The 24,880-nt window shown below is 73.2% G+C and carries 21 protein-coding genes and 1 pseudogene; 13 read left to right on the forward strand and 9 right to left on the reverse strand.

Going from position 1 to position 24,880, the window contains the following annotated elements; translation table 11 throughout:
* Nucleotides 1-87 precede the first annotated feature (87 nt).
* Nucleotides 88-1,083 (forward strand): annotated as a pseudogene (locus tag ABZS97_RS15550) (gamma-glutamyltransferase); the annotation flags it as partial.
* 119 nt (nucleotides 1,084-1,202) lie between these two features.
* Nucleotides 1,203-2,048: an inositol monophosphatase family protein gene (locus ABZS97_RS15555; RefSeq protein WP_356137814.1), complete on the forward strand. Its 846-nt coding sequence runs from the start codon at nucleotides 1,203-1,205 to the stop codon at nucleotides 2,046-2,048.
* Here ABZS97_RS15555 and ABZS97_RS15560 read toward each other — a convergent pair.
* Nucleotides 1,984-2,583, reverse strand: a complete 600-nt coding sequence (locus ABZS97_RS15560) for a hypothetical protein (protein WP_356137816.1) — start codon at nucleotides 2,581-2,583, stop codon at nucleotides 1,984-1,986. The genes ABZS97_RS15555 and ABZS97_RS15560 overlap by 65 nt on opposite strands.
* Nucleotides 2,584-2,679: 96 nt before the next feature.
* Here ABZS97_RS15560 and ABZS97_RS15565 point away from each other — a divergent pair, with 96 nt between their 5' ends.
* From ABZS97_RS15565 to ABZS97_RS15585, 5 genes are all read left to right on the forward strand, one after another.
* Entirely contained in the window at nucleotides 2,680-4,089 is a 1,410-nt protein-coding gene (locus tag ABZS97_RS15565) for an NAD(P)/FAD-dependent oxidoreductase (RefSeq protein ID WP_356137818.1), read from the forward strand.
* Nucleotides 4,086-4,607: an O-acetyl-ADP-ribose deacetylase gene (locus tag ABZS97_RS15570; RefSeq protein ID WP_356137820.1), complete on the forward strand. Its 522-nt coding sequence runs from the start codon at nucleotides 4,086-4,088 to the stop codon at nucleotides 4,605-4,607. The genes ABZS97_RS15565 and ABZS97_RS15570 overlap by 4 nt, the downstream gene beginning before the upstream one ends.
* Nucleotides 4,608-4,810: 203 nt before the next feature.
* The gene (locus tag ABZS97_RS15575) at nucleotides 4,811-5,419 is read left to right on the forward strand and encodes a GPP34 family phosphoprotein (RefSeq protein ID WP_356137822.1); all 609 of its coding nucleotides are present in this window, start codon (nucleotides 4,811-4,813) and stop codon (nucleotides 5,417-5,419) included.
* A 98-nt stretch (nucleotides 5,420-5,517) separates the two neighbouring features.
* Nucleotides 5,518-7,008, forward strand: coding sequence for an AlkA N-terminal domain-containing protein (locus tag ABZS97_RS15580; RefSeq protein ID WP_356137824.1), 1,491 nt, complete (start codon nucleotides 5,518-5,520; stop codon nucleotides 7,006-7,008).
* Between the two features lie 9 nt (nucleotides 7,009-7,017).
* Nucleotides 7,018-7,500: a methylated-DNA--[protein]-cysteine S-methyltransferase gene (locus tag ABZS97_RS15585; protein WP_356137826.1), complete on the forward strand. Its 483-nt coding sequence runs from the start codon at nucleotides 7,018-7,020 to the stop codon at nucleotides 7,498-7,500.
* A gap of 27 nt (nucleotides 7,501-7,527) precedes the next feature.
* Here the strand turns inward: ABZS97_RS15585 and ABZS97_RS15590 are convergent, their stop codons facing one another.
* The 7 genes from ABZS97_RS15590 to ABZS97_RS15620 all read right to left on the reverse strand — a co-directional run bounded on the left by ABZS97_RS15590 (nucleotide 7,528) and on the right by ABZS97_RS15620 (nucleotide 17,050).
* Nucleotides 7,528-8,247: a Sir2 family NAD-dependent protein deacetylase gene (locus ABZS97_RS15590; protein WP_356137828.1), complete on the reverse strand. Its 720-nt coding sequence runs from the start codon at nucleotides 8,245-8,247 to the stop codon at nucleotides 7,528-7,530.
* 49 nt (nucleotides 8,248-8,296) lie between these two features.
* Complete coding sequence (locus ABZS97_RS15595) at nucleotides 8,297-11,755, reverse strand: SAV_2336 N-terminal domain-related protein (RefSeq protein WP_356137830.1); 3,459 nt, start codon at nucleotides 11,753-11,755, stop codon at nucleotides 8,297-8,299.
* Nucleotides 11,756-12,706 carry a MoxR family ATPase gene (locus tag ABZS97_RS15600; protein WP_356137831.1) on the reverse strand — a complete coding sequence of 317 codons (951 nt, stop codon included), beginning with the start codon at nucleotides 12,704-12,706 and terminating at the stop codon, nucleotides 11,756-11,758. It lies immediately after the preceding gene.
* Entirely contained in the window at nucleotides 12,703-14,919 is a 2,217-nt protein-coding gene (locus ABZS97_RS15605) for a trypsin-like peptidase domain-containing protein (RefSeq protein WP_356137833.1), read from the reverse strand. Before ABZS97_RS15605 ends, ABZS97_RS15600 begins: the two co-directional genes overlap by 4 nt.
* Nucleotides 14,916-15,293, reverse strand: a complete 378-nt coding sequence (locus ABZS97_RS15610) for a CU044_2847 family protein (RefSeq protein ID WP_356137835.1) — start codon at nucleotides 15,291-15,293, stop codon at nucleotides 14,916-14,918. The genes ABZS97_RS15605 and ABZS97_RS15610 overlap by 4 nt, the downstream gene beginning before the upstream one ends.
* An 82-nt stretch (nucleotides 15,294-15,375) precedes the next feature.
* Entirely contained in the window at nucleotides 15,376-15,879 is a 504-nt protein-coding gene (locus ABZS97_RS15615; RefSeq protein ID WP_356137837.1) for an NUDIX hydrolase, read from the reverse strand.
* 97 nt (nucleotides 15,880-15,976) lie between these two features.
* Entirely contained in the window at nucleotides 15,977-17,050 is a 1,074-nt protein-coding gene (locus tag ABZS97_RS15620; protein WP_356137839.1) for an ADP-ribosylglycohydrolase family protein, read from the reverse strand.
* Between the two features lie 146 nt (nucleotides 17,051-17,196).
* Between ABZS97_RS15620 and ABZS97_RS15625 the strand changes: the two genes are divergently transcribed.
* The gene (locus tag ABZS97_RS15625; RefSeq protein WP_356137841.1) at nucleotides 17,197-18,360 is read left to right on the forward strand and encodes a glycerate kinase; all 1,164 of its coding nucleotides are present in this window, start codon (nucleotides 17,197-17,199) and stop codon (nucleotides 18,358-18,360) included.
* A gap of 144 nt (nucleotides 18,361-18,504) precedes the next feature.
* Here the strand turns inward: ABZS97_RS15625 and ABZS97_RS15630 are convergent, their stop codons facing one another.
* Nucleotides 18,505-19,707 (reverse strand): helix-turn-helix domain-containing protein, encoded by a 1,203-nt coding sequence (locus ABZS97_RS15630; RefSeq protein ID WP_356137843.1) that lies wholly within the window; start codon nucleotides 19,705-19,707, stop codon nucleotides 18,505-18,507.
* A gap of 181 nt (nucleotides 19,708-19,888) precedes the next feature.
* On the opposite strand from ABZS97_RS15630, the gene ABZS97_RS15635 reads away from it, so the two are divergent.
* From ABZS97_RS15635 to ABZS97_RS15655, 5 genes are all read left to right on the forward strand, one after another.
* Nucleotides 19,889-20,695: an ABC transporter ATP-binding protein gene (locus ABZS97_RS15635; RefSeq protein ID WP_356137845.1), complete on the forward strand. Its 807-nt coding sequence runs from the start codon at nucleotides 19,889-19,891 to the stop codon at nucleotides 20,693-20,695.
* 133 nt (nucleotides 20,696-20,828) lie between these two features.
* Nucleotides 20,829-21,641: an ABC transporter ATP-binding protein gene (locus ABZS97_RS15640; RefSeq protein ID WP_356137847.1), complete on the forward strand. Its 813-nt coding sequence runs from the start codon at nucleotides 20,829-20,831 to the stop codon at nucleotides 21,639-21,641.
* Nucleotides 21,638-22,528 carry a branched-chain amino acid ABC transporter permease gene (locus ABZS97_RS15645; protein WP_356137849.1) on the forward strand — a complete coding sequence of 297 codons (891 nt, stop codon included), beginning with the start codon at nucleotides 21,638-21,640 and terminating at the stop codon, nucleotides 22,526-22,528. The genes ABZS97_RS15640 and ABZS97_RS15645 overlap by 4 nt, the downstream gene beginning before the upstream one ends.
* Nucleotides 22,521-23,618, forward strand: coding sequence for a branched-chain amino acid ABC transporter permease (locus ABZS97_RS15650; RefSeq protein WP_356137851.1), 1,098 nt, complete (start codon nucleotides 22,521-22,523; stop codon nucleotides 23,616-23,618). Before ABZS97_RS15645 ends, ABZS97_RS15650 begins: the two co-directional genes overlap by 8 nt.
* Nucleotides 23,615-24,880, forward strand: a complete 1,266-nt coding sequence (locus ABZS97_RS15655) for an ABC transporter substrate-binding protein (protein ID WP_356137853.1) — start codon at nucleotides 23,615-23,617, stop codon at nucleotides 24,878-24,880. The genes ABZS97_RS15650 and ABZS97_RS15655 overlap by 4 nt, the downstream gene beginning before the upstream one ends.

Below are 24,880 nucleotides of genomic sequence, written 5' to 3' on the forward strand. Positions count from 1 at the left end.
CCGGTCGCCCTCGGCGCCGAAGACCGCCAGCCCGTCCGGTGAGAACCCCGGCATCGACAGGCCCGCCGCGACCCGCAGCACCTCCTCCGTGGACCCGTCCTCCTGCAACAGCTCGCCCTGCTGCCGCCCGAGCTGCCGCGCCACGGCTCCGCCGACTACGTCCACCTGCTCGTCGAGGGCTGCAAGCTCGCCATGGCGGACCGGGAGGCCTGGTACGGGGACGCGGCGGAGGTGCCCCTCGACGATCTGCTGTCACCGCGGTACAACGCCGCACGGCGCGACCTCATCGGCGACAAGGCGTCCTACGAACTGCGCCCCGGCAGCCCCGGAGGCCGCACGCCGCGGATGAGCGGGCACGCGCGCGTGGCCGCCGAGGCGGACCCCGGCTTCGACCCCATGGGGGCCGGCGAGCCGACGGTCGCCAAGAGCCCGCGGTCCCCGGTGCCGGGCGAGCCGGACGTCACCGCGGACGGTGGCACCCGCGGTGACACCTGCCATCTCGACATCGTCGACCGCTGGGGCAACATGGTCGCGGCCACGCCCAGCGGCGGCTGGCTCCAGTCCAACCCGGTCGTACCGGAACTGGGCTTCCCGCTCGGCACCCGGCTGCAGATGGCCTGGCTGGAGGAGGGCCTGCCCAACTCGCTGACGCCCGGCCGCCGCCCCCGGACGACCCTCACCCCCTCGCTGGCGCTGCGCGACGGCGTGCCCGTCCTGGCGTTCGGCACCCCGGGCGGCGATCAGCAGGACCAGTGGCAGACCCACTTCTTCCTCGCCGTGGCCCTGCGCTCCGAGGTGCGCGGCGGCCTCGACCTCCAGGGCGCGATCGACGCCCCGAACTGGCACAACGACAGCTTCCCCGGCTCCTTCTACCCTCGCGGCATGCGCCCCGGGGCCCTCACCGTCGAGTCCCGCACGGACGAAGCGGTCGTCGAGGAGCTGCGCCGCCGCGGCCACGACGTCCTCGTCGGCGACGCCTGGTCCGAGGGGCGGCTCTGCGCGGTCGCCCGGGACCCGCGGACCGGGGTGCTGTCGGCGGCGGCGAATCCGCGGGGGATGCAGGGGTACGCGGTCGGCCGCTGACCTTGGGGATCAAGGGGCACGTGCGGCGGCGGTCGCCCGGCCCCGGCAATTCATGTCGATTCCACCGGGAGTGCACCGGGCCGGTGGGGATTGTCAGTGGGCCGTGCTCTCATGGATGCATGATCGAAGACACGGAAACCATCGAAGAGTTTCTCGCACAGCACTCGGCCGACGTCGAAGAAGCGGTCCGCACGGCGGCCGCGACCGAGATCATGCCGCGCTTCCGGCAGCTCGCCGCGCACGAGGTCGACCAGAAGAGCGGCCCGCACGACCTGGTCACGGACGCCGACCGCAAGGCCGAGCTGTACCTCACCGAGGTGCTGCGGGAGCTGCTGCCCGGCTCTGTCGTTGTCGGCGAGGAGGCCGTGCACGCCGACCCGGCGTCGTACGAGGCGCTCCAGGGCGACGCCCCGGTCTGGATCGTCGACCCCGTCGACGGAACCCGCCAGTTCGTGCACGGCAACCCGGGCTTCTGCACGCTGGTCGCCCTCGCGCGCGGCGGCGTCCTGCTCGCCTCGTGGACCTACGCCCCCGCGCTCGAGGAGTTCGCCACCGCGATACGCGGGCGGGGCGCCGTTCTCAACGGCGCGCCGCTGCGCTCCGGCTCGCCCGAGCCCGGCCGTGACCTCGACGTCGCCACGTCCCACCCGGACTACACGACGGCCGAGCAGAAGCGCGCCCTGCTCGGCCTGCGCACCGACGGGATCCGCCCGCGCCCCTGCGGCTCGGCCGGCCTGGAGTATCTGGCCATCGCCCGCGGCGAGTTGGACGCCACCGCCTTCTCCTGGGAGGCGGCCTGGGACCACGCCGCCGGTCTGCTGCTCGTCGAGGAGGCGGGCGGCGCCCATCTGACCCTCGCGGGCGAGCCGTTCCGTATCACCGGCGGCAACGCGCTGCCGTTCACGGCCGCACGGGACGCGGCCACGGCTCGCCGGGTGGTGGAGCTGCTGTCGGCCGGAGCCTGAGCTGCGGGGACCCGTTGACGCGGATGCTGACGACCTCGAAATCGGCGGCGGTCCCGTCGGGCGGCCACACGCAGTCTGCCTCCCAGAGATGCACCACATCCACGAAACCGGGCAGCGGCAACCCGAGATCGACGAAGACACCCGTCCTGCCAGGAGGCCACGGGGCCCCGACGAACGTGCCGGGCAGCCGCGTGCCCACCGGTATCGGACCGCTGGAATGCCGGACGTCGCACTGCCGGTAGGAACGGCAGCGCCCCCACATCACGGCGAACTCGTGCTCGGTCACGGGCTCCGCGTCCGGCGGTGCCTCGACGGGCCCCTCCGCCGCCACGCCGTACACGACCTCGTAGAGCTGGGCGCCCAACAGGCCACAGCTGTCGCGGACTTGGGTGAGCTCGGCGAAGTCGACGGCCACCACGGGAACGGAGTCGGCGCCGAGCAAGGTCATCCGGCGTGTCGGCTGTCCGTCCGGGGCCGTCTCGAACCAGTACCAGGCGTCCTCTTCGGGCTCATGGCGGCGGAAGCGGCACGTCATGCGCGTAGGTTACCCGCGCCCCTGGGATGTCGGTGGCCCGGCATATCCTGATCCTCAGTGGCCATCGGCTGACGAAGGAGTCCGAAGGTGTCGTCCATGCTCGATGCGGTCGTGGTGGGAGCGGGCCCGAACGGGCTGACGGCTGCCGTGGAGCTGGCCCGCCGTGGATTCTCCGTCGCCGTCTTCGAGGCCCGCGACACCGTGGGCGGAGGAGCCCGCACCGAGGAGCTCACGCTACCCGGATTCCGGCACGATCCCTGCTCCGCCGCCCATCCGCTGGGCATCAACTCGCCCGCTTTCAAGACGATGCCGCTGGAGCGGTACGGACTGGAATGGCTGCACGCCGAGCTGCCCATGGCCCACCCCTTCGACGACGGTACGGCCGCGGTCCTGTCGCGGTCGGTGGCGGAGACCGCAGCCTCCTTCGGGCCGCGCGACGCGGGCGCGTACCGGCGGCTCGTCCAGCCCTTCCTGCCCAAGTGGGACACGCTGGTACGCGACTTCATGTCCCTGCCGCTGACCTCGCTGCCCCGGGACCCGGTCACCCTGGCCCGCTTCGGCCTCGTCGGCCTGCCGCCCTCGACCTGGCTGATGCGCCGCTTCCGCGACGACCGTGCCAGGGCACTGTTCGCCGGGCTCGTCGCGCACGTCATCGCCCCGCTCGACGGCCTCGCCACGGGCGCCGTCGGCCTCGTCTTCGCCCTTGCCGCGCACGCCAGGGGCTGGCCCGTCGCCCGGGGCGGTTCCCAGTCGATCTCCGACGCGCTCACCGCGTACCTGAAGGACCTCGGCGGCACCGTCCACACCGACTACGAGGTCAAGCGCCTCGACGACCTGCCCCCGGCCCGCGCATACGTCTTCGACACCTCGCCCACGGCCCTGGCCAGGATCGCGGGCCTCGGGCGCTACTACGAGCGGTACCGGTACGGGGCAGCCGTCTTCAAGATCGACTACGCGCTGGACGGCCCCGTGCCGTGGACGGCGCACGAGGCGCGCACCGCGGGAACCGTGCAGGTCGGGGCGAGCAGCCAGGAGATCGACCGCGCCCTGCGAGCGGCGTCGCGTGAGGGCCGCGCACCCGACGTCCCCTTCCTGATCTCGGTACAGCCCAGCGTCGTGGACCCCTCCCGGGCACCCGACGGCAAGCATGTCTTCTGGACGTACGGCCACGTCCCCAACGGCTGGAGCGGCGACCTCACCGACGCCGTCGAACGCCAGCTGGAGCGGTTCGCGCCCGGCTTCCGCGACCGCGTACTGGCCCGTGCGACCGCGGGCCCGCCCGAACTCGCCGTGCGCAACGCCAACTACGTGGGCGGCGACATCGCCACCGGCGCCGCCTCCGGGCTCCAGCTCCTGCTGCGGCCCAAGATCTCCCTGTTCCCGTACGGCACCCCGCACCCGGCCGTCTTCATCTGCTCGTCGGCCACCCCGCCGGGCCCCGGCGTGCACGGCATGTCGGGGCACAACGCGGCCAAGGCCGTCTGGAGGAGGCTGCGCCAGACATGACCGTCATCACGCTGGTCCAGGGCGACATCACCGGGCAGACGGTCGACGCCCTCGTCAACGCGGCGAACTCCTCCCTGCTCGGCGGGGGCGGCGTGGACGGAGCCATCCACCGCCGCGGCGGCCCGGCCATCCTGGAGGAGTGCCGCAAGCTTCGTGCCTCGCAGTACGGCAAGGGGCTGCGCACCGGCCAGGCGGTCGCCACGACCGCCGGTCGGATGGACGCCCGCTGGGTGATCCACACCGTCGGCCCCGTCTTCAGCCGGAGCGAGGACCGCTCCGCCCTGCTCGCCTCCTGCTACCGCGAATCGCTCAGGATCGCCGACGAACTCGGCGCGCGCAGCGTCGCGTTCCCGGCCGTCTCCGCCGGCATCTACGGATGGCCGATGGACGACGCCGCCCGGATCGCGGTGGCGACCGTCCGGGCCACGCGGACCGATGTCGAGGAGGTCAGGTTCGTGCTCTTCGACGAGCGGGCGTACGAGGCCTTCGCACGGGAGACGGCCCAGCGGTCCGGGTAGCGGGCCGGGCTCCGGTGCGGCCGTTCCAGGACGACCAGGATGCTGTTGGCGAGAGGGCGGCTGCCCGGGGCACCGGACCGGTCAGGGACCGGGAACACCGACCCGGCTTCGGTCGTTTCCCGACGGCGCAGCCAATCCCGCCCACCCCGACCTCCCCGAAGCGCACGCCATCAGCATCATCGGCCTCTGATGTGGAGCCTGACATGACGACACCGCGGCACCTGTTGATCATCGCCTTGGACGTCGCGTCCAGCCGCCCCGTCGAGCAGGGTGAGCTGTCGCTCGCCCTCGCGGGAGCCGAGCTCATCGATCTCCTCGACGCCCGGGCGGCCGCTCTGGAGGGCGACCGGATCGTGCCCGGCCCCGAGACTGTCACGGACGACCGGCTGCTGGACGAGGCCGCGTCGGCGCTCGTACGGCAGGAGCCGTACGAGTCCGCCGAGGAGTGGCTGTGGCGCCGCGGCAAAGGCCTGTCCTCGGCGTACCAGGCCGCCCTGGAGGCGGACGGCCAGGTGGCCCGGGAACGCCATCGCTGGATTCCCGTGCGGACCGGACGCACGGCGCTGGTCGACTCTCCCGCGCGTCGCCGGGCCGACGACCGCTGGACGTCGGGCGAGCGCGTCCTCGCAGGACTCGCAGCCGCCGTGGGGATCCTCGACGCGCCGGACGAGGGCTTCGAGGGGCCGACCGACGACGACGCCGTCGTGACCGTACTGGCCGCCGTCCACGACGCGGTGATGGAGCTGGAAGCCGTGCGGCAGCGGCGAAGCATCGAGAACGCGGCCTTCGACAACATCTGGCGAGGTCAGTGACCGAAGCCGGTACGAGGAGGCCGGCCGGCCGCAGGCCACGCGACCTACGTGTCGGATTTCCGCCAGCCCTTGGCCCGGCGGTGCCCGATCCTTGAGACATGCAGAACGGGATGCACGCCGATATCGAACGCTGTGTGCGCGCCGTCCAGTCGAAGGACGCGCGCTTCGACGGGTGGTTCTTCACCGCGGTCCTGACCACCCGAATCTACTGCCGGCCCAGCTGCCCGGTGGTGCCGCCGAAGCCGGAGAACATGACGTTCTACCCGAGCGCGGCGGCCTGCCAGCAGGCCGGCTTCCGGGCCTGCAAGCGGTGCCGCCCGGACACCAGCCCCGGCTCGCCCGAGTGGAACCGGCGCGCCGACCTGGTCGCCCGCGCCATGCGTCTCATCGGCGACGGAATCGTGGACCGCGAGGGCGTGCCCGGCCTCGCCACCCGGCTCGGCTACAGCACCCGCCAGATCGAGCGGCAGCTCCTCGCCGAACTGGGCGCGGGCCCGCTCGCACTCGCCCGGGCCCAGCGCGCCCAGACCGCGCGGCTGCTCATCGAGACCACCGCGCTCCCGATGGCGGAGATCGCCTTCGCGGCCGGGTTCGCCTCCATCCGCACCTTCAACGACACCGTCCGCGAGGTCTTCGCCCTGGCGCCGAGCGAGCTGCGCACCCGAGTGCCCAGGTCACGCGCTCCGGGAGTCTCGGGAACGCCGGGGGTCCTCAACCTGCGGCTGCCGTTCCGCGCGCCGCTCAACCCCGACAACCTCTTCGGACACCTCGCCGCGACCGCCGTACCCGGGGTCGAGGAGTGGCGCGACGGCGCGTATCGGCGCACCCTGCGACTGCCGTACGGCCACGGGGTCGTCGCGCTCGCTCCCACGGCCGACCACATCGCCTGCCGCCTCACCCTCAGTGACCTGCGCGACCTGCCCGTCGCCATCAGCCGCTGCCGCCGCATGCTCGACCTGGACGCCGACCCGGTCGCGGTCGACGACCAGTTGCGCGCCGACGCGCTGCTCGCGCCGCTGGTCGACAAGGCGCCGGGGCGCCGGGTTCCGCGCACCGTCGACGAGGCGGAGTTCGCCGTGCGAGCGGTGCTCGGCCAGCAGGTCTCCACAGCCGCCGCCCGCACCCACGCGGCCCGCCTGGTCCTCGCCCACGGCGAGCCCGTCGAGGATCCCGAGGGCGGCCTCACCCACCTCTTCCCGTCCGCCGAGGCCCTCGCCGCACTCGATCCCGAGTCCCTCGCGATGCCCCGCACCCGCCGCACCACCTTCACCACGCTCGTCGGTCAACTCGCCGACGGCACCATCCACTTGGGCGTGGAGAGCGACTGGGCGGAGACCCGCGCCCGGCTCCTCGCGCTGCCCGGCTTCGGGCCCTGGACCGTGGACGTCATCGCGATGCGCGCCCTCGGAGACCCCGACGCCTTCCTCCCCACCGACCTCGGAATCCGGCGCGCGGCCCAGGAGTTGGGCCTGCCCTCCACCCCGGCCGCCCTCACCGCACGGGCCGCGGCCTGGGCGCCCTGGCGGGCGTACGCCGTGCAGTACCTGTGGGCGACGGACGGCCACCCCATCAACTTCCTCCCTGTGTAAGGACATCCAGTGAAGCAGCACACGGTCGTCGACAGCCCGTACGGCCCCCTCACCCTGGTCGCCGACGACGGGGTCCTGTGCGGCCTCTACATGGTCGGCCAGCGCCACCGCCCGCCGGAGGAGAACTTCGGCGAGCGTGACGAGACCCCGTTCGGGGAGGTGGCCGAGCAGCTACAGGCCTATTTCGCAGGCGAGTTGAAGGAGTTCACGCTCCGCCTCGACTTCGCCGGGACACCCTTCCAGCGCACGGTCTGGGAGCAGCTGAGCCGCATCCCCTACGGCGAGACCCGCTCGTACGGCGAACTCGCGGAAGCGCTCGGCAACCCCAAGGCCTCGCGCGCGGTGGGCCTGGCCAACGGCAAGAACCCCATCGGCATCATCGTCCCCTGCCATCGCGTCGTCGGCGCCGACGGCAGCCTCACCGGATACGGCGGCGGCCTCGACCGCAAGCGCCGCCTGCTGGACCTCGAACGCGGCACGGCGCTCTTCTGACTCCACGGACGAGCCGCCCACCCCGCTCTAGAGGCGGCCCAGCAATTCCGGCAGCGCCGTTCCGATCGGCTCCCGTACGACCTCGTCGGCCCGGTCGTCGTACGGGGTCGGCTCGGCGTTGACGATGACGAGCCGCGCGCCGTGGTCGGCGGCGACCCCCGCGAGCCCGGCGGCGGGCTGCACCTGAAGGCTGCTGCCGACGGCGACGAACACCTGGCAGGCCTTGGTGATCGCGACCGCCTCGGCCAGCACCACCGGGTCGAGCCGCTGGCCGAACATCACCGTCGCCGACTTCAGGATCCCGCCGCACTCCAGGCACGGCGGGTCGTCCTCGCCCGCCTCGACCCGCGCGAGCGCGTCCTCCATCGGCCCGCGCGCATGGCACCCGGTGCACACGAAACTCCGTGCGCTGCCGTGCAGTTCGAGCACCTTGCGGGCCGGCATCCCGGCGAGCTGGTGCAGCCCGTCCACGTTCTGCGTGATCACCCGCACCGGCACCCCGGACCGCTCCAGCTCCACCACCGCCCGGTGCGCGGCGTTCGGCTCGGCCTTGAGCGTGCGGTTGTCGCGCCGCATCTGCCACGAGCGCCGCCGGATCTCCGGGTCCCCCATGTAGTACTCGTAGGTGACGAGCTTCTGGGCCTCCGGGTCCCGCTGCCACAGCCCGTTCGGCCCCCGATAGTCCGGGATCCCGGAATCCGTGGAGATCCCGGCCCCGCTGAGGATCGCGACAAGTGGCTTGTTCATGGTGCCGAGGGTAAAGGCGCCCGACGCCCGGTCGCGAGCGAATTCGGCCTCAGGAGGAGCCGGGGCGCGGGCCGAGGAGCAGGGCGGCGAGCCGCAGGTAGGCCTTGTACGCGTCGGGTGTCAGCCAGGACAGCTCGACCGTGCTGCCCATCGCCAGATGGCCGTCCCGCGGCACCGTGACGATGCCGCGGCAGCGTGAGCTCAGGCCAAGCAGGGCGCCCGAGTCGAGCGCCCAGCCCGCGGCCGGGCGGCTGTGGTTGAGCACGACCACCGACTCCCCGACGAGCCCGGGCCGGTCCAGGGTCACCAGGCGGTCCATGGCCTGCTGGGCCTGGGTCAGGCCCGCGGGGTCCGCGCGCGAGACGATGACCAGGCGGTCGGTGTGCTGCATGATCACGGGATGGAGGTTGTCGGTGTCGACCAGGGTGAGGTGGAAGTAGCGCTGCGTCGTGTACGCCACGCTGCGGAACTCGTAGTCCGTGTACTGACCGGCCGCCGGGGGACGCCGTACCGAGTCGTTCGCCAGCACCATGAGCCCGGAGCGGTGCGGTGACAGAAAGAGCTCCAGGTCCTCGAACCGTTCCACGTCGTGCAGCGAACCGGCAAGGTCCGACATGCTCTCCAGGGTGTTGCGGAACACCCGGCCGCTGATGCGGACCTGCCGTCCCGCATGCCGGTCGGCGTCGATCGCGAGCACGTGTTCCTGCCGTTGGTCGGCCAGCACGGCACCCAGCATCATCGTGGTCGTGGTGCAGCCGACGCCGTCCCTGACCCCCACGAGCGTGATCCGCAGCGGTCGTTCCAGCGGTTCCCGGATGGTCAGCGTCCACTGCTCGCGGTGGTCCTCCGGTGCGGGCGCCTCCATCGGGTCGACCGCCGCGGGGTCGGGCGCCTCTTCCTCGACGTCCTCCCACTCCGTCCCGCCCGGCAGCCGCGCCCCCAGGGCGTCCGCCACCTCACGGGCGGTGGGCCGCCCCTCCGGCTCGCGCATCACGCAGCGCATCAGCAACTCGGCCAGATCCTCGTCGAGTTGGGCGAAGTGATGGTTGCGCGCCAACTCGGCCTGCTCGTGCGGGGACCACGCCCTCCCGGTCACCGCGTGCAGCAGGACGACGCCCAGCGAGTAGACGTCTCCCGCGGTGATCCGCGACTCGCCCCAGTACGTCACCTCCGGCGCCCGGTAAGGGGAGTTGGCCGGTACCGACGCCGTCGACGCACTCCACGCGCCGTCGATGCGCGCCGACGTCCAGCCGATCACGTGCAGCGTCGACTCGGTCACCAGGATCGCGCCCGGGGCCAGCGAGCCGTGCACCATGCCCAGACGGTGGCAGCGGCTCAGCGCACGCGCCAGATTCCAGGCCAGCCAGGTGAACAGCGGGGTGCCCGGCTGCGGCCCCGCCGCCTCCAGCACCGCCCGCAGCGTGGGCGCCGGCCGCCCGTCGGCGAGCGTGTCGAGCCGCAGCGCGAGCCAAGGGGTGGCGGTGCTCGCCAGGTTGCCGTCGACGACCGCGGGCGCGTACACCCCGGCCATGCGACGCAGCGCACGGTGCTCGACGTCGAGCAGCTCCTGCGCCACCGGTGAGGCGAACGAGGAGGACACCCGCAGCAGTACGCGCTGTCCCTCCTCGTCCTCGCCGATGTACGCCGTGGGCTTGCCGCCGGATCCGTCGCGCTGCAGCAGCGTGTAGGGGCCCAGGGAATGCAGGTCCTGCAGACGCAGTGGCAGCCAGGAGGGTGCGGCCTCCAGGTCCGGCGGCAGTCGTACGTCCTCGTACTCGGTGACCCGCTCGGGCGTCGGCGCCATGGGCCGGGCGCCCAGATGCGTCAGCAGGCGGTCCTCCAGCCACGCGAACGGCCGCGTACCGGGCAGGAGTTCACCCGTCCCCGAGGGATGGGCGAGCCATGCCGGGAAGTCGGGGGAGCGGCCCACGAGGGTGCGCAGACGGTCGGTGACGGCTCGTGTCGTGCGCAGCAGGTCGATCGGGGACGCCGTGTCGAGCAGGATCTCCTGGGCGTCCCTGGGGAATCCGAAACGCCGGTGCTGGACCGGGAGCAGCTCGTCGTCGGGCTCGGTCCGGCGCATCAGACCGCCCAGGAACACCTCTGCGAGATGCGCGGTCTCGGCACGCCAGGGCACGGCCGCCTGGACGAGACGCATCACCGGAACCGTCAACGGGGACACTGCGGCCAGATGGGCGGCCAGCCGGTAGGCCTGCGGTGAGGCGGCGTTGCGGAACCGCAGGACGGCCTTCGCCGCGTCGGCTCCGCGGGTGTCGGCCCCGCCACGGGGAGCCCGCGCCTCCGGCGGTGCCAGCAGCGGCAGTTGCGCACTTGCGCCGGGCGACGCGACGAGGCGGGCCCAGGCCGCGACGGCCGGCGGATACGGTTCGAGCACCGGAACAGGGACGCCCGGGAACTTCTCGCCGAGGTCGGGCGGCAGCAGCGGATCGGTCACCTCCCAGCTCTCGTTGGCCGCGCCGCGCCGCCGGGTCGTCACCAGCCATGGCTCCGAGCGGATGCCCGAGCCGTCCCACAGGTGGGCGGGCAGGGTGTGCATGATCGCCGTCGGGCCCTGGCGCGCCCAGCGTTCCAGCGCCGTCCGCATCCGCCCGTCGCGCCAGCAGGGACCGACGCCGTCGCTGATCACCAGCACCAGCGTGCCGCCCGAGGGATCGACGACCGAGGCGGGGGACAGCAGCGGGGCGCCCGGGTCGAAGGGGCGGGCCCGCAGCAGCGGCACCGGCGCCTCGTCGGGGTCCGCGTGGTGCATGCGTGTGTCGAGGCCGTGCACCCGGATGTCGCGGAACGCGCCGAGCCGCTCCAGCAGCGCCCGCAGTTCCGCCGCGAGCCGCCGCCACAGCAGCATCGATATGCCGTCGTCGATCAGCAGGACCAGATCGAGCCAGCGCTGCCGCGCGGGCCGCGTCACCACGTCCGGCAGCCCCGTCTCGGCGATCGCGGCGGCCGTGGCCTCCTCGTCGAACTCCCGCTTCAACAGGTTGGGTTGGGGCTGCTTGAGCAGCCGCAGGGCACGCCCGAAGCGGAGCTCGTCCTCGCCGAGCGCCTTCTCCTCCGGCACCCGCACCGGCATCGCGCCGTCGCGTGCTCCGCCGTGGGCGTCGTCCTCGCCGAGCGCCGCGAACTCGGGTGCACTGCGCGTGGCGGCGGCCGCGTGCAGAGCGCCCAGGAGCTGCGCCGGCGCCGGCGGTTGCGCCGGGGTCTCGGCGCTCGACTCCGACGCGGCGGCCCCCGGAGGGCGGGTGCCGGGCGCCGGCGTGTCCTCGCTCGCGTCGCGCCCCGGACGGTGGGCGGAGAGCCGCGGCAGCGCCGACACGAGCGGGGCGCCGCTGTCCGCCGGAAGCCGCGCCGCCAGCCATACGGCGTCCAGCAGCTCGTGGATGGACAGTTCCTGCCCGGTGAGGCGGGCGATGCTGCTCAGCGCCGGCGGTGGCTCGACGCCGTCGAAGGGGTCGTCCGGAGCCCTGGGGCCCGTGCCGTCGGGCGGCATCTAGACCATCCCGCCGAGCCGGTGCAGTACGGCGTCGAGCAGCCCCTCGGCGTCCAGGTCGACCCCGCCCTTGCGCAGGAACACGGCGTTCAGCAGCTGGTCGGTGGCGAGTTCGCCCGGTGCCCGGCGGTTGAGGAAGGCATGGAGGAGGTCCTCCACGTCGCTCAGCGTGTCCTCGCCCAGATGGGCGGCCACGATGTCCCGCAGCCGGGCCTCGTCCGGGTCGGGCAGGTCCAGTCGTACGCAGCGGCGCATGAACGCGGGCGGGAAGTCCCGTTCACCGTTGCTGGTGATCACCACGACGGGGAACTCTCGGCAGCGGACCAGACCGCGGGTGACCGTGATCCGCTCACCGTGCGCCCCGTGGGTGAGGACCGGCACCTCGGCCTGCTCCTCCGGCAGCCGGGACAGCTCCGGGATCTCGAACTCGCCCTCCTCGAAGACGGTCAGCAGGTCGTTTGGCAGATCCACATCGCCCTTGTCCAGCTCGTCCACCAGCAGGACGCGCGGCCGGTCGCGCGGCACCAGGGCCGTGCCCAGCGGTCCCAGCCGGACGAACGTGCCGATCTCGGGTTCGTCCGCGCCCCGTTCCCGGCGCAGGTGCGTCTCGCGGAGTCGGCCGATGGCGTCGTACCCGTACAGGGCGTCCTTGAGGACCGAACGGCTGTTGACGGCCCATTGCAGCACCGGGCCCAGGGACAGTTCGTGGGCGATGGCGTGCGCCAGCGAGGACTTGCCGGTGCCGGGGTGCCCGGTCACCAGCAGCGGGCGGCGCAGATGCAGCGCGGCGCTCACCACGTCGGCCTCCGCGCGGCCGATGAGATAGGGGCGGTGCCGGGGGCGGCCGCCGGGCCGGTCGGTGAACTGCCGCCAGGGCGGTGCCTCGGGGAACTCCGGCTGCCGGGCCACGCGGTCGCCGCGGAACAGCCGCCACCCGTCGGTCTGCGTCATATCGCGTGCTCCGTTCCTTCCGAGGGGTCGGCGAGCTGTAGTTCGTCCGGCAGCGGCAGTTCGGCGTCGTCCCACACCAGGGCGGGGCGGGCGGCCACCTCGTTGTCCGCGTAGACGCGGACCCTGACGTACCGCACCCGCTCCGGAAGCGCGTCCACCGGCCCCTCGGGCACGATGGCATCGAGCGGGGGTCCCTCGCCAGGGCCGAGGCCGGCGCGGTTCCACAGCACGATGGGCACGCCCATGGCCAGACAGACGAGGACCAACTTGCCGCGGTGCTGGGCGTTCCCGTCCACAAGGACGCGCGCGGTGTCCCGATGGGTTGTCTTCAGCAGTCCGGCCAGTGTCCGGTCGCCCGTGCGGTGGTCGGCGAGCAGCGAGCCGCTCTGCTGCCGGGCGTTCCAGCGCCGTTCGAGATCGGCGGCCCCGGTGGGGGAGCGGCGCCGCAGCCGGGGGCAGCGCAGGACCAGGTGGAAGTCCTCGCCGAGCGGCGCGGGCATGTACTCGCCGGCCCCCGCCCCGTCCCACTCGTCGACCGGCAGGTCCAGCGCCTCCGGCGGCACCGACACGGCGACCAGCGCGACACCGTCACCCGTGTCCTTCGCGCCCCCCGCGACCTCCCTGATCAGCCGGGCGATCTCCGGTCCGGTACGGGGCCGGTCGGGTCCGTCGACGGTGCGTGCGGCGCTGCCGTCGGGGCGCAGCCGCCACACCGAGCAGCGGTAGTGGTGCGCGGGATCCTTGGCGTAGCGGTCGAGCTCCACCAGGATCCGAGCCCCGGCCGGAGCGGCCTGCCGCGACCAGCGCTCGGCGTCGGCGCGGCGCTCGCGCAGCGCGGAGGGGTGGATGCCGAGCCGCGCGGCGACCCGGTTGCTCCATTCGCGCAGGACCTGGCCGACCAGCCCTTCGGTGGCAGCCGCCAGGTACTCGACGACGCGCAGCAGGGCCGGCAGCCGGGGCGTCTCATCGGGCACGGGCGAGCCGTCGCCGTACCAGGTCTCCAACTCGCCCAGCACATCCGGTACTTCGGCCGGGGTGAGCCGGGCCGCCTGCAGTGACCGGGGGAGTTCGAGATAGGGAAGGGCCGCGGTCGCCGCCCGGTGCAGCAGTCCCGGATCGGCCTGGGTGAGATGCTCCAACTTGCCGATGAGCATGCGGTGTTCGGCGATGGAGAGCAGCCGGGCCGCGCCGGTGAGCCGGCCCAGGGCCAGCAGCCGGTCGAGCTCGGCCCGGCCACGCGGGTCGTCGACCACCTTGGGCGCCAGCGACTCGGCAAGGGTCGGCAGCGCCCGCTCCGTGCCGCACAGCAGGTGCGCCAGCTTCTCCACGGACGGCGCCGTGCCGTCGGAGGGCGCCGACAGGCCGAGCTGCTCGGCGAGTTCGCCGGCGTGCGCGGCGCGTGCCACGGGATCGCCGAGCAGCGTGTGCAGCGGCCCCACCATCATGTCGCGCACCGACTCGTCCTCGGCGAACACCGCCGACGGCCCCGCCCACAGCCCGGCCAGGTGCGGTTCCGGCACCGCCTCGGCCCGCCGCAGCTCCACCAGCACCGACTGCCAGCCGAGCCCCCAACTGCGCCGCACCGTGTGCTGGGTCGAGAACCCGTTGTCGGGAGCGGTGATCCGGCCCATGACGAGTCCCACGGCGGCGCCGTCGCCCATCGACCACAGGGGGCCGCCGCTGTACCCGTCGTCGACGGCCGCCCCGGACAGCTGCCCGTCGAGATAGCCGACGCCGTCGTCGTACACGGCCACGCGCACATCGGCGTACGAGAACGGCTGCCCGGCCCCGTACCACGCCCTGACCTCCTGCCCCCGCGCCATCTCCAGCCAGCGCACCGAGCCCACGGGCGGCGGCGGTTCCTCGTCGAGTTCCAGGACGGCCAGGTCGCCCTCCCACCTCAGGGCGCCGTCGTCGACCGGCCCGTACTGGTGGGAGCGGGGCGGTATCCATGACACCAGGCGCGCGCTGCGGACGTCGCCGGCGGAGAGCACAGGGAAGGACACGTCGAGCGTGATCCCTCCCGGGTCCTGCGGGTTCAGGCTCCGCCGCCCGAGCACGGTGTTGACGACATGCGCGCAGGTCAGCAGTCGGCGCCCGGAGAGGTAGACGCCCGCGCCCGCCGTACTGCTGCGGTTGGCGGACAGGACGCGGACGAGCGCGCCGCGCGCGTCCGCCGACCGGTCGCCCCGGGGCGCCGCGAACCAGGTCACTCCCCGTCCCGGGGCGGCAGCTGCCAGGTCGCCGAAATGGTCATGCTGGCCTGTCCGTTGGCGCCCACGATGCCGATCTTCAGGTCCTGGCCGATCTGTATGCCGAAGGCGACCGACAGCTCGTGCGGCGGATCGGCGATGCCGGACACCGAGTCGTGCACCTGCTGAAGTACGGGGCCCAGCGGACTCAGTACGGCGCGCAGGGCGTCCGTTGCCAGCGCCCCGACGCGCGCGCCGCGTCCGACGGGCGTGACACCGGCGATGCCGCCGGGCAGATCGGCGTCACCCGCCGGGGCCTCGCCCGCTGCGGCCAGTTCGAGACGGACCTGCGCTCCGTCGTCGAGCGCGAACTCCATGTAGTCGTAGTGCGGCACAGCAAGCATTGTGCCGATCAATGAGCCCTACAGGTAGGAGAGTTGACGAAATAGGCCCGCGGACCCGAAGGCAGCCGGGCCGCTACGCCCCTACGGCGCCGACCCGGTGGCCGTTCTCCAGCTCCGCCGTCCCCGACCCGTCCGCCAGTACGTCCAGGGCGGCGAGCACCCGGCGGCAGAGCGCGTCCGGCAGGTACCGGGTGAGCTCCTCGCGTGCCACGAGGCGCCAGGAGAGCAGTTCCTCCTCCTGCAGGCGGATGGACTCGAAGTCGCTGTCCGCGAGGACTCCGCCGTCGTAGAGGTAGGCGACCAGCGGCGGGCGTGTCGTCCCGGGCACCCAGTCGACCGCGAGCAGCCGTCCCGGCTCCACGTCGAGCCCGATCTCCTCGACTGTCTCGCGCCGTGCCCCCTGCCGCGGGGTCTCCCCGTCGTCCGACTCGACGGTGCCGCCCGGAAGAACCCAGCCCTCCCGGTAGTTGGGCTCGACGAGCAGGACACGGTCGTCCGCGGCACGGAAGAGCGCGGCGGCGCCCACCAGGACGCGGGGGAGGCCCGCGATGTACGTGGCGTAGTCTTGGGTGGTCATTCGTGCAGCGTAACCAGCTCGCGCGGGCGCCTCTCCCCCTGACTGCCGGCTCTGCGAAGTGGGCACTGCTGTCGAGGAGTTCGGCGACCGGCTGCCGTCAGGCCGCCGCCTCCGTCTCCGCGAGGGCCACCGTGCGGGCCGCCAACTCGCTGATGCGTACGCCGTCGAAGCCGAAGACCGCGCTGCGGACCATGTCCTCCAGCGGATCCTTCCACTGGGCGGGGATCGCGTCGGCCCCGCACAGCACGCCCGCCACCGACCCGGCGGTCGCGCCGTTCGAGTCGGTGTCCAGGCCGCCGCGGACGGTCAGCGTGATGGTCCGGGTGAAGTCGCCGTCGCCGTACAGCAGCCCGGCCGTGAGGACCGCGGCGTTCGGGATCGTGTGGATCCAGCCGAGCCCGGCGGTCTCCTCGCCCACCGTGGTGAGCGTGTCCTCCCAGGCCATCCGGGTCTCGTGAAGCGTGAGCACGCGCCGCACGGTGCGGGCGAGGCGGCTGCTCGCGGGAATGACGGTCAGCGACGTGTCCAGGGCGTCACGCACCGTGGCCGCCGTGAACGCCGCCGAGATCAGCGCCGCCGCCCACATCGCGCCGTACACGCCGTTGCCGGTGTGCGAGAGCACCGCGTCGCGGCGGGCCAGCGAGGCCGCGCGGCGGGGTGCTCCCGGGCAGGTCCAGCCGTAGACGTCGGCGCGGATCAGGGCGCCGATCCACTCCTGGTAGGGGTTGTCGTAGGTCGCGGTGAGAGGCGGTTTCAGGCCGTTGGCGAGATTGCGGTAGGCGGCCCGCTCCGCCGTGAACGTCTGCAGGTACGGCAGCCGCAGCAGCCACAGATCGCCGACCTGCTCCGTGCTGAAGCCGAAACCGTGCCTCTCCAGGAGGTCGAGGCCGAGGATCGCGTAGTCCACGTCGTCGTCACGGCAGCTGCCGTGGATACGGCCGCGCACGCACTGCCGCCATTCGGGGCGCAGCTCGAAGCCGTCGCTCTCGGTGAGCGGCTCGGGCAGGTAGTCGACAAGGGGCAGGGCCGCGGCCTGCCGCAGATAGCGGTCGATGCGTTCCCGCGTCCAGTGGTCGCCCTGCTCGACCGGTTTGCCGAGCATGTTGCCCGCGATCCGGCCCAGCCAGCCCCCGAGAACGCGGTCGCCGAGCTCAGTGCCCACAGGGGTCATGGTTCCGGTTTACCGAATTCCGGGCGAGCCCGCGCGGTGTTTCGCTGCGCGGGACGGGGCATGACGGCGTGGGCCTCCTGCGGTTATGGTCGCAGCGGCGCGACTGCCTTGACGTGAGCAAGGCCCGAAAGCAAGGGGAATGCAAGGTGGCGGACGCTGCTGTGAACCGGACACCCACCGGAAATGCGCGGGTGCTGATCGCCGCGGACAAGTTCAAGGGCTCGCTGACGGCCGTACAGGTCGCGGAGCGGGTCACGGCGGGCCTGCGCCGGGCCGCGCCCCATGTGGAGGTCGAGGCCCTGCCGGTCGCCGACGGCGGCGACGGCACCGTCGACGCGGCGGTCGCGGCCGGGTTCGAGCGGCGCGAGGTGTCCGTCGCCGGGCCGCTCGGCGGTGAGGTCACGGCCGCGTACGCGCTGCGCGGCGACACGGCCGTCGTCGAGATGGCGGAGGCCAGCGGGCTGCAGCGACTGCCCGCCGGGGTCTTCGCACCGCTCACGGCGTCGACGTACGGCTCCGGGGAACTGCTGCGGGCCGCGCTGGACGCCGGTGCGCGCACCGTCGTCTTCGGAGTGGGCGGCAGCGCCACCACCGACGCAGGTGCCGGAATGCTGTCCGCGCTCGGCGCCCGCTTCCTCGACGCGGAGGGCGAGCCGGTGGCCCCCGGCGGGGGCGCGCTGAGCGATCTCGTGACGGCCGACCTGTCCGGGCTCGACGCGCGGCTCGCCGACATCGACCTCGTGCTCGCGAGCGACGTGGACAACCCGTTGACCGGCCCGAAGGGCGCCCCCGCGGTGTACGGGCCGCAGAAGGGCGCGAGCCCCGACGACGTGGCGACCCTCGACGCCTCCCTCGCCCACTTCGCCACGGTCCTGGAGAAGGCCGTCGGCCCCCGGGCCGCGGAGTACGCGCAGGCGCCCGGTGCGGGCGCCGCGGGCGGCATCGGCTACGGCGCCCTGGTCCTGGGCGCCCGTTTCCGGGCCGGTATCGAGGTCATGCTCGACGTCCTCGGCTTCGCTCCCGCGCTGGAGCGGGCCACGCTGGTGATCACCGGGGAAGGGTCGCTGGACGAGCAGACCCTCCACGGGAAGGCACCCGCCGGCGTTGCCGCGGCGGCGCGGGCGGCCGGCAAGGAGGTCGTGGCGGTGTGCGGGCGCCTCGCGCTGCCGCCCGAGGCTCTCGGCAAGGCCGGGATCCGGCGCGCGTACGCCCTGACGGAGGTCGAGCCCGACGTCGCCCGGTGCATCGCCGAGGCGGGGCCGATTCTGGAGGAGCTGGCGGAACGGGTCGGGACGGATTTCCTGACCTGAGGCGTGAGGGGCCACTTTCCCTGCCGGACGGCGCTGGAGATTTTCAGCCCGTCCGGCGTTTGAGGACGAGCGCGAAGCGCGAAAGCAGGGGGAAAGGGGGCGCAGCCCCCAGGACAACGGGACGGGCAGGGGCGGAGGGGGCGACTACCCCACCCCCGACAACCGGTACGCGTCCAACGCCAACGTCATCTCGATCAGGTCCCGGGGCCGCGCCAGCGAGCGCGAGGTCAGCTGCTCCAGACGCCGCAGGCGGTTGAAGACCGTGTTGCGGTGGCAGTACAGGCGCCCCGCGGCCCGCCCGGCGGAGCCCTCGCAGGAGAGCCAGACGTCGAGGGTCTCCAGCAGGACGGCCCGGTCGCCGGGCTCCAGCTCCAGCAGCGCGCCGAAGACCCCCGCCACCAGGCGCTCCGCCAGCTCCGGCTGGCTGACGACCAGCGCGGTCGGCATGCGCTGATCGAGCCGTACGACCTCGGTGGCGTCCGGCGGACACGTCCGCAGCGCCAGCTCGGCGAGCCGCCGGGCCCGCCCCAGCTCTGCGAGGCCGGGGACCACGGGGCTGATCCCGCCGGGCCCGGCACACCGGGCGTCGAGGAGCCCCGCGAGAGCGTCCAGCCCGGCGCCGTCACCGAGCGCGACCACACCCACCTCGCAGTCCGTGCGCATCCGCCAGATGAACCGGAACCCGGTGCCCTGCACGGGCCGGTGGAAGGTCTCGCGGACGTCCCGGCGGTCGGCGCGCAGCACGACGACCGCGTACGGCCCGTGCTCGGGCAGATCGAGCCCGGCCGCGGCCCGCGCGGCGAGCCCGGGCGCCTGCTGTCCTTCGAGGAGGGCGTCGAGCAGCGCCTGAAGCCGCTCGTCGGTACGCCGCCGCAACTCCATCTCGGTGGCCCGGTAGGCGTCCGAGGCGGCCTCCGCCTGGGCGTCCACGGCCGACCACACCATCGTCGCCGACCGCATCAGCACGGTGAGCCGCGCCGGATCCTGTCCGGCCGCGCCTTCGAGGAGCGCGTCCCACACCAGGTAGCCGGCGTTGCGGTACGCGTGCACGAGGAGTTCCAGAGGCAGGCCCTGCTGGGCGCGCCGCCGCCCGGCGTCCTCGGCGCACTCCAGATCGCGGCGCGGGGAGTCCCGGGGCGCCGACATCGTCTCGATGCCGATCCGGATGGCCTCCTCCGACTCCCGCCAGTGCATGTCGTACGGCAGGACCCGCGCGTACACGGGGGAGTACTCGGTGAGCTGCCGCATATGGGCATCCACCAGTTCGGGCAGCCGGTCCAGCAGCGCGGTGCAGGACTCGGCGAGCAGCTTCCAGTCATGACCGGTCCGCGGTCTGCGCCCACCCATGGACCGGAGGATGCCACCGGGAACCCGCCTCGCACAGGCCCCTGACACGCGGTGTTGTGCGCGCGCACAACCGGCGGCGGTGCGCGCTGGTCACCCGCCACGTTTCGGCCGCACCCCGTGGACGGGCGCCGCCGGCGGTGCTGGGGTGAGCGCCACACCCAAGCGACCCCGGGGAGATGCCATGGGCGGTTCCGCTCTGCTCGTACGGGACCTGTCGGTGGGATACGGGCCCGTACGCGCCCTGCGCCGGGTGACGCTGGAGGTGCCCGAGGCAGCCGTGGTCACCGTCCTCGGCAGCAACGGCGCCGGAAAGTCGACGCTGCTGCGGGCGGTCTCCCGCACCCTCGCCTTCCACGGCGGCGCGGTGACCGGCGGCACCGTGAGCCTCGACGGCCGCCCCCTGGACCGGCTCCCCCCGGACCGGGTGGTGGCCGCCGGGGTGTCCCAAGTGCCCGAAGGGCGGCGGGTGTTCGCCCGGATGACGGTCGCCGACAACCTGCGGGCCGGCGCGCTCGGCGCCGCGGGAGGACGGCGCGAACGGGCCGCCGCCCTACGCCGTGTGCACGACCTGTTCCCCGTCCTCGCCGAACGCGCCCAGCAGCGCGCCGCCCTCCTGTCGGGCGGCGAACAGCAGATGCTCGCGGTCGCCCGCGCCCTGATGGCGGCCCCGCGCCTGCTGCTCCTCGACGAGCCCTCCCTCGGGCTCGCCCCGCTGATGGCCGCGCGGATCGCGGAGACCGTACGGGAGATCAACACCCAGGGCACCTCGGTCCTGCTCGTCGAACAGAACGCCGCCCTCGCGCTGCGGCTGGCATCGCACGCGTACGTCCTGGAGGTGGGCGAAGTGACCCTGTCCGGCCCGGCACGGGAGCTGGCCGCCTCCGACGAGGTGCGCCGCCGCTACCTCGGCGTGGTCGACGAGGACGCCGCGGCCGACGCCTCGGACGCCCGCGCCACGCACCCGACGCTGTCCCGGTGGGAGGGGTGAGGCACTCGATGATCGTCAAGGAGCAGCCTGCCGTCCCTGCGCCGGAGACGGGACAGCCGGCGGTCCGCTTCACCGCCTCCGGCGCCCGCGCCACGCACCCCCCGCTCTCCCGGTGGAAGGGATGAAGCTCCCCATGGCCAAGGACAGGAAGCCGGCCGTCCCGCCGCTGGAGATACGGCAGTTGACGGTCCGCTTCGCCGGGCTCACCGCCCTGGACGCCGTCAGCTTCACCGTCCGCCCCGGCACCGTGCATGCCGTGATCGGCCCCAACGGCGCCGGAAAGTCCACCTGCTTCAACGTACTGTCCGGCGTCGTCCGCGCCTCCTCCGGCAGCGTCCGCTTCGGCGCGCACGACCTGACCGGGCTGCCCGCGCACCGCATCGCCGACCTGGGCGTCGCCCGCATCTTCCAGAACCTCGCCCTGCCGCCGCACGCCACGGTCGAGGACAGCCTGCTGCTCGGCCGCCACCGGCTGACCCGCACCGGCTTCCTGTCCGCCGGGCTGCGGCTGCCCTCGGCGGCCAGGGAGGAGCGGCGGCACCGCGCACGCGTGCGGGAGATCGCCGCGTTCGTCGGACTGGAACAGCACCTGGACCGCCCGGCGGGCTCGCTGCCGTACGGGCAGCAGAAGCTCGCCGAACTCGCCCGCGCCCTGTGCATGGAGCCCCGCCTGCTGCTCCTGGACGAACCCGTCGCGGGCATGACCGCCGACGAACGGCGCCGCACCGCAGCCGTCGTCGCGGGCGTCCGCGACAGCCTCGGCATCTCGATCGTGCTGGTCGAACACGACATGGGGGTGGTGATGCGGCTCGCGGACGCGGTGACCGTACTCGACTTCGGGCGTCTGATCGCGGACGGCACCCCCGCCGACGTACAGAACGACCCGGCGGTCGTACGGGCCTACCTGGGCGAGCGTGACACCGACGGTGAGGAGTCCGAGGCATGAGCACCTTCGCCGAACTCCTTCTCAACGGTGTCTCGCTGGGCTCCGTCTACGCCCTGATCGCGCTCGGCTTCGTGGTGATCTTCCGGGCCACCGAGGTCGTCAACTTCGCGCACGCCTCGCTGCTGCTCGCGGGCGGCTACATCACGGCGTCGCTCCACGACGACCTCGGCTTCTGGCCCGCGCTGCTCGTCGGGATCGCGGGCGCCGCGCTCGTGGGGGCCGCCGTGGAGTTCCTGGTGATGCGCCGCTACCGGGGCAACGATCACAGCGTCCTCGCCATCGTCACCATCGGCGTCGACATCCTGCTCACCACCGAGCTGACCCGCCGTATCGGCACGGACGTGCTGCCGCTCGGCGACCCGTGGGGCGACGCCGTGCTCAGCGTCGGGCCGGTCTCGCTCGCGCACACCCGGATCGCCGCGTTCGTCGCCGCGACCCTGCTCATCACGGCCTTCCTGCTGGCCTTCCGCTACACCTCCTGGGGCGTGGCGATGCGCGCCGCCGCCGAGAGCCCGGAGACCGCGGCCCTGATGGGCGTACGCCTGGGCCGGGTCTCGCTGGGCGCCTGGGCGGTGGCGGGCGCTCTCGCGGCCGTCGCCGCACTGTTCCTCACCGTCTTCCCGACGCCGGGCCTGGAGCGGGCCACCTCGCTCACCGCGCTCAAGGCGTTCCCCGCCGCGATCCTCGGCGGCCTCGACTCGACCACCGGCGCCCTGGTCGGTGGCCTGCTCGTCGGGATCACCGAGTCCCTCGCCACCGGCTACCAGAGCGACCTCACCTTCCTGGGCCGCGGCCTCGGCGATCTCGCGCCCTACCTGGTCATGGTCGCGATCCTGCTCGTCCGCCCCGCCGGGCTGTTCGGCACCAAGGAGCTCGCCCGTGTCTGAAGCCCTGGTGAAGCCGCTGCGCCTGGTCCGCCCGCGCACCTATGTCTGGGCCGCCGGCACCGTGCTGCTGCTCGCCCTGCCGTTCTACGTGGAGCGCTTCTGGCTCCAGGCGGGCCTGTTCGCGATGGCCGCCGCGATCGGCGCGATCGGCCTCAACCTGCTCACCGGCGCGACCGGCCAGCTCTCCATGGGCCACGCCTTCTTCCTCGCGGTGGGCGCGTACGGCTACTGCGTGTTCGCCGCGGACGGGGGCGACGGGCTGACCGGGCTCGGCCTGCCGACCTGGCTCGCGATGATCCTCGCCGTGCTCGTCGCGGGGGTGGCGGGCGGCCTGTTCAGCCCCATCGCGGGGCGGCTGCGCGGCGCCTACCTGGGCATCGCCACCCTCGCGCTGATCTTCATCGGGCAGCACGTGCTGTTCAACGCACGCGAGCTGACGGGCGGCTTCAACGGACGCGACGTACCGCCGCTGAGCGTCTTCGGCCTCACCTTCGACGACCGTGAACTCGTCATCGCCGCCGTGCCGTTCGGCTCCGCGGAGAAGCTCTGGTACGCGGGCCTGGTGCTGCTCCTGGGCTGCGGGCTGTTCGCCCGGGGGGTGCTGCGCGGCAGACCTGGCCGGGCCATGAACGCGATCCGCGATCACCGCATCGCCGCCGGGGTCATCGGCGTCCCCGTCGCCCGCTACCGTGCTGCCGTCTTCGTGCTGTCCTCGATGTACGCGGGCCTCGCCGGGGTCCTGCTCGCGCTGGTCTTCCAGCGGACGGTGCCCGACTACTTCGGCGTGACGCTCTCGCTCGAATACCTCGCCATGATCGTCATCGGCGGGCTCGGCTCGGTCGCCGGGGCGGTGGTCGGGGCCGCGTTCGTCTCCCTGCTGCCGCAGCTGCTGACCCGCTACAGCGACGCCCTGCCGCTGGTCTCCGACCCCGGCACGGGCGGCGGCGTCGCACCGGGCGAGGCGGCCCGGTACCTCTACGGCGCCGCCGTCGTGGCGGCGGTGCTCTTCCTGCCCGGCGGCCTGGTCGGGGCGGCCGCCCGGCGTCGTGTCAGGACCGATCCAGGGTCGCTACCAAGGGAGGAACGATGAGTACGACGTATGCGGCCAGGGTGGCTGCCGGGGCGCTGGCCGCCCTGCTCGTGCTGGCCGGATGCAGTTCCAAGGCCAAGGACGACGACAACGGCGACAAGAAGGCCGCCGGAGGTGTGAAGACCGGGGACGGCATCTCCGGGAAGACGATCAACCTCGGCGTTCTCACCGACATGACCGGCGTCTACGCCACGCTCGGCAAGAGCGTCACGCAGGCCCAGCGGCTCTATGTGAAGCAGACCAACGACGCCGGCGGCATCTGCGGCTACAAGCTGGCCCTGACCGTCCGCGACCACGGCTACGAGCCGCAGAAGGCCGTGTCCGGGTACACGGAGCTGGCACCGAAGGTGCTGGGCTTCACGCAGTTCATCGGCTCGCCGTTCGTCGCCGCCGTCAAACAGCGCATCGACGGCCAGGACAAGGGCCTGGTGCTGCCGCAGGCCTGGTCGGCCACCCTGCTGGGCAGCCCGTACATCCGGGTCATCGGCTCCACCTACGACGTCGAGACGATCAACGCCGTCGACTTCCTGATGAAGGAGAAGGGGATCAAGAAGGGTGACCGGATCGGGCATGTGTACTTCGAGGGGGACTACGGCGAGAACGCGCTGACCGGCTCCAAGTACATGGCGAAGAAGTCCGGGCTCACCGTCGTCGAGCAGAAGATCAAGCCGACCGACAACGACATGACCGCGCAGGTCGCCGCCCTCAAACAGGCCGGCGTCAAGGCGATCGTGATCAGCGCGGGCCCGCGCCAGGCGGCCTCGCTCGTCGGTGTCGCCGCAGCCGGGAAGTTCGACGTGCCGATCATCGGCAACAACTCGGCCTTCGCCCCGCAGCTGCTCGCCACCCAGGCGGGCCCCGCCCTGACGAAGAACTACTTCGTCGCCTCGCCCTCGCTGCCGATCGGCGCCGGGACACCGCAGGCGAAGAAGCTGGTCGCCGACTATCGGAAGGCCTATCCGAAGGACGCCCTCGACAACGGCATCGTGGCCGGCTGGACCGCGGCCTCCGCGTTCGGCGAGGCCCTGAAGAAGGCCTGCGCGAGCAAGGACCTCACCCGCGAGGGCGTCGACAAGGCGCTGCTGACCCTCGACGCCTTCGACCCGGGCTTCGGCGTCACCCAGGATTTCACCGACCCGAAGGCCCCCTCGTCGAAGCAGAGCATCATCCTGCAGCCCGACGAGAGCGCCGTGGGCGGCATGAAGGTCGTCCGCGAGGCGGCCGCGTCGACGGTCGCCGAGGGATACACGCCGGGCGCGTGA

It is taken from the genome of Streptomyces sp. NPDC005485, from assembly GCF_040606085.1.
Classification (GTDB): Bacteria; Actinomycetota; Actinomycetes; order Streptomycetales; family Streptomycetaceae; genus Streptomyces.

Excerpts from the sequence above, each read along its gene's own strand:
- ABZS97_RS15555 (WP_356137814.1), top strand. The coding sequence starts at position 1,203 with ATGATCGAAGACACGGAAACCATCGAAGAGTTTCTCGCACAGCACTCG.
- ABZS97_RS15590 (WP_356137828.1), bottom strand. The coding sequence starts at position 8,247 with ATGAACAAGCCACTTGTCGCGATCCTCAGCGGGGCCGGGATCTCCACG.
- ABZS97_RS15595 (WP_356137830.1), bottom strand. The coding sequence starts at position 11,755 with ATGCCGCCCGACGGCACGGGCCCCAGGGCTCCGGACGACCCCTTCGAC.
- ABZS97_RS15615 (WP_356137837.1), bottom strand. The coding sequence starts at position 15,879 with ATGACCACCCAAGACTACGCCACGTACATCGCGGGCCTCCCCCGCGTC.
- ABZS97_RS15570 (WP_356137820.1), top strand. The coding sequence starts at position 4,086 with ATGACCGTCATCACGCTGGTCCAGGGCGACATCACCGGGCAGACGGTC.
- ABZS97_RS15635 (WP_356137845.1), top strand. The coding sequence starts at position 19,889 with ATGGGCGGTTCCGCTCTGCTCGTACGGGACCTGTCGGTGGGATACGGG.
- ABZS97_RS15630 (WP_356137843.1), bottom strand. The coding sequence starts at position 19,707 with ATGGGTGGGCGCAGACCGCGGACCGGTCATGACTGGAAGCTGCTCGCC.
- ABZS97_RS15575 (WP_356137822.1), top strand. The coding sequence starts at position 4,811 with ATGACGACACCGCGGCACCTGTTGATCATCGCCTTGGACGTCGCGTCC.
- ABZS97_RS15580 (WP_356137824.1), top strand. The coding sequence starts at position 5,518 with ATGCAGAACGGGATGCACGCCGATATCGAACGCTGTGTGCGCGCCGTC.
- ABZS97_RS15645 (WP_356137849.1), top strand. The coding sequence starts at position 21,638 with ATGAGCACCTTCGCCGAACTCCTTCTCAACGGTGTCTCGCTGGGCTCC.
- ABZS97_RS15565 (WP_356137818.1), top strand. The coding sequence starts at position 2,680 with ATGCTCGATGCGGTCGTGGTGGGAGCGGGCCCGAACGGGCTGACGGCT.
- ABZS97_RS15640 (WP_356137847.1), top strand. The coding sequence starts at position 20,829 with ATGGCCAAGGACAGGAAGCCGGCCGTCCCGCCGCTGGAGATACGGCAG.
- ABZS97_RS15600 (WP_356137831.1), bottom strand. The coding sequence starts at position 12,706 with ATGACGCAGACCGACGGGTGGCGGCTGTTCCGCGGCGACCGCGTGGCC.
- ABZS97_RS15620 (WP_356137839.1), bottom strand. The coding sequence starts at position 17,050 with ATGACCCCTGTGGGCACTGAGCTCGGCGACCGCGTTCTCGGGGGCTGG.
- ABZS97_RS15560 (WP_356137816.1), bottom strand. The coding sequence starts at position 2,583 with ATGACGTGCCGCTTCCGCCGCCATGAGCCCGAAGAGGACGCCTGGTAC.
- ABZS97_RS15655 (WP_356137853.1), top strand. The coding sequence starts at position 23,615 with ATGAGTACGACGTATGCGGCCAGGGTGGCTGCCGGGGCGCTGGCCGCC.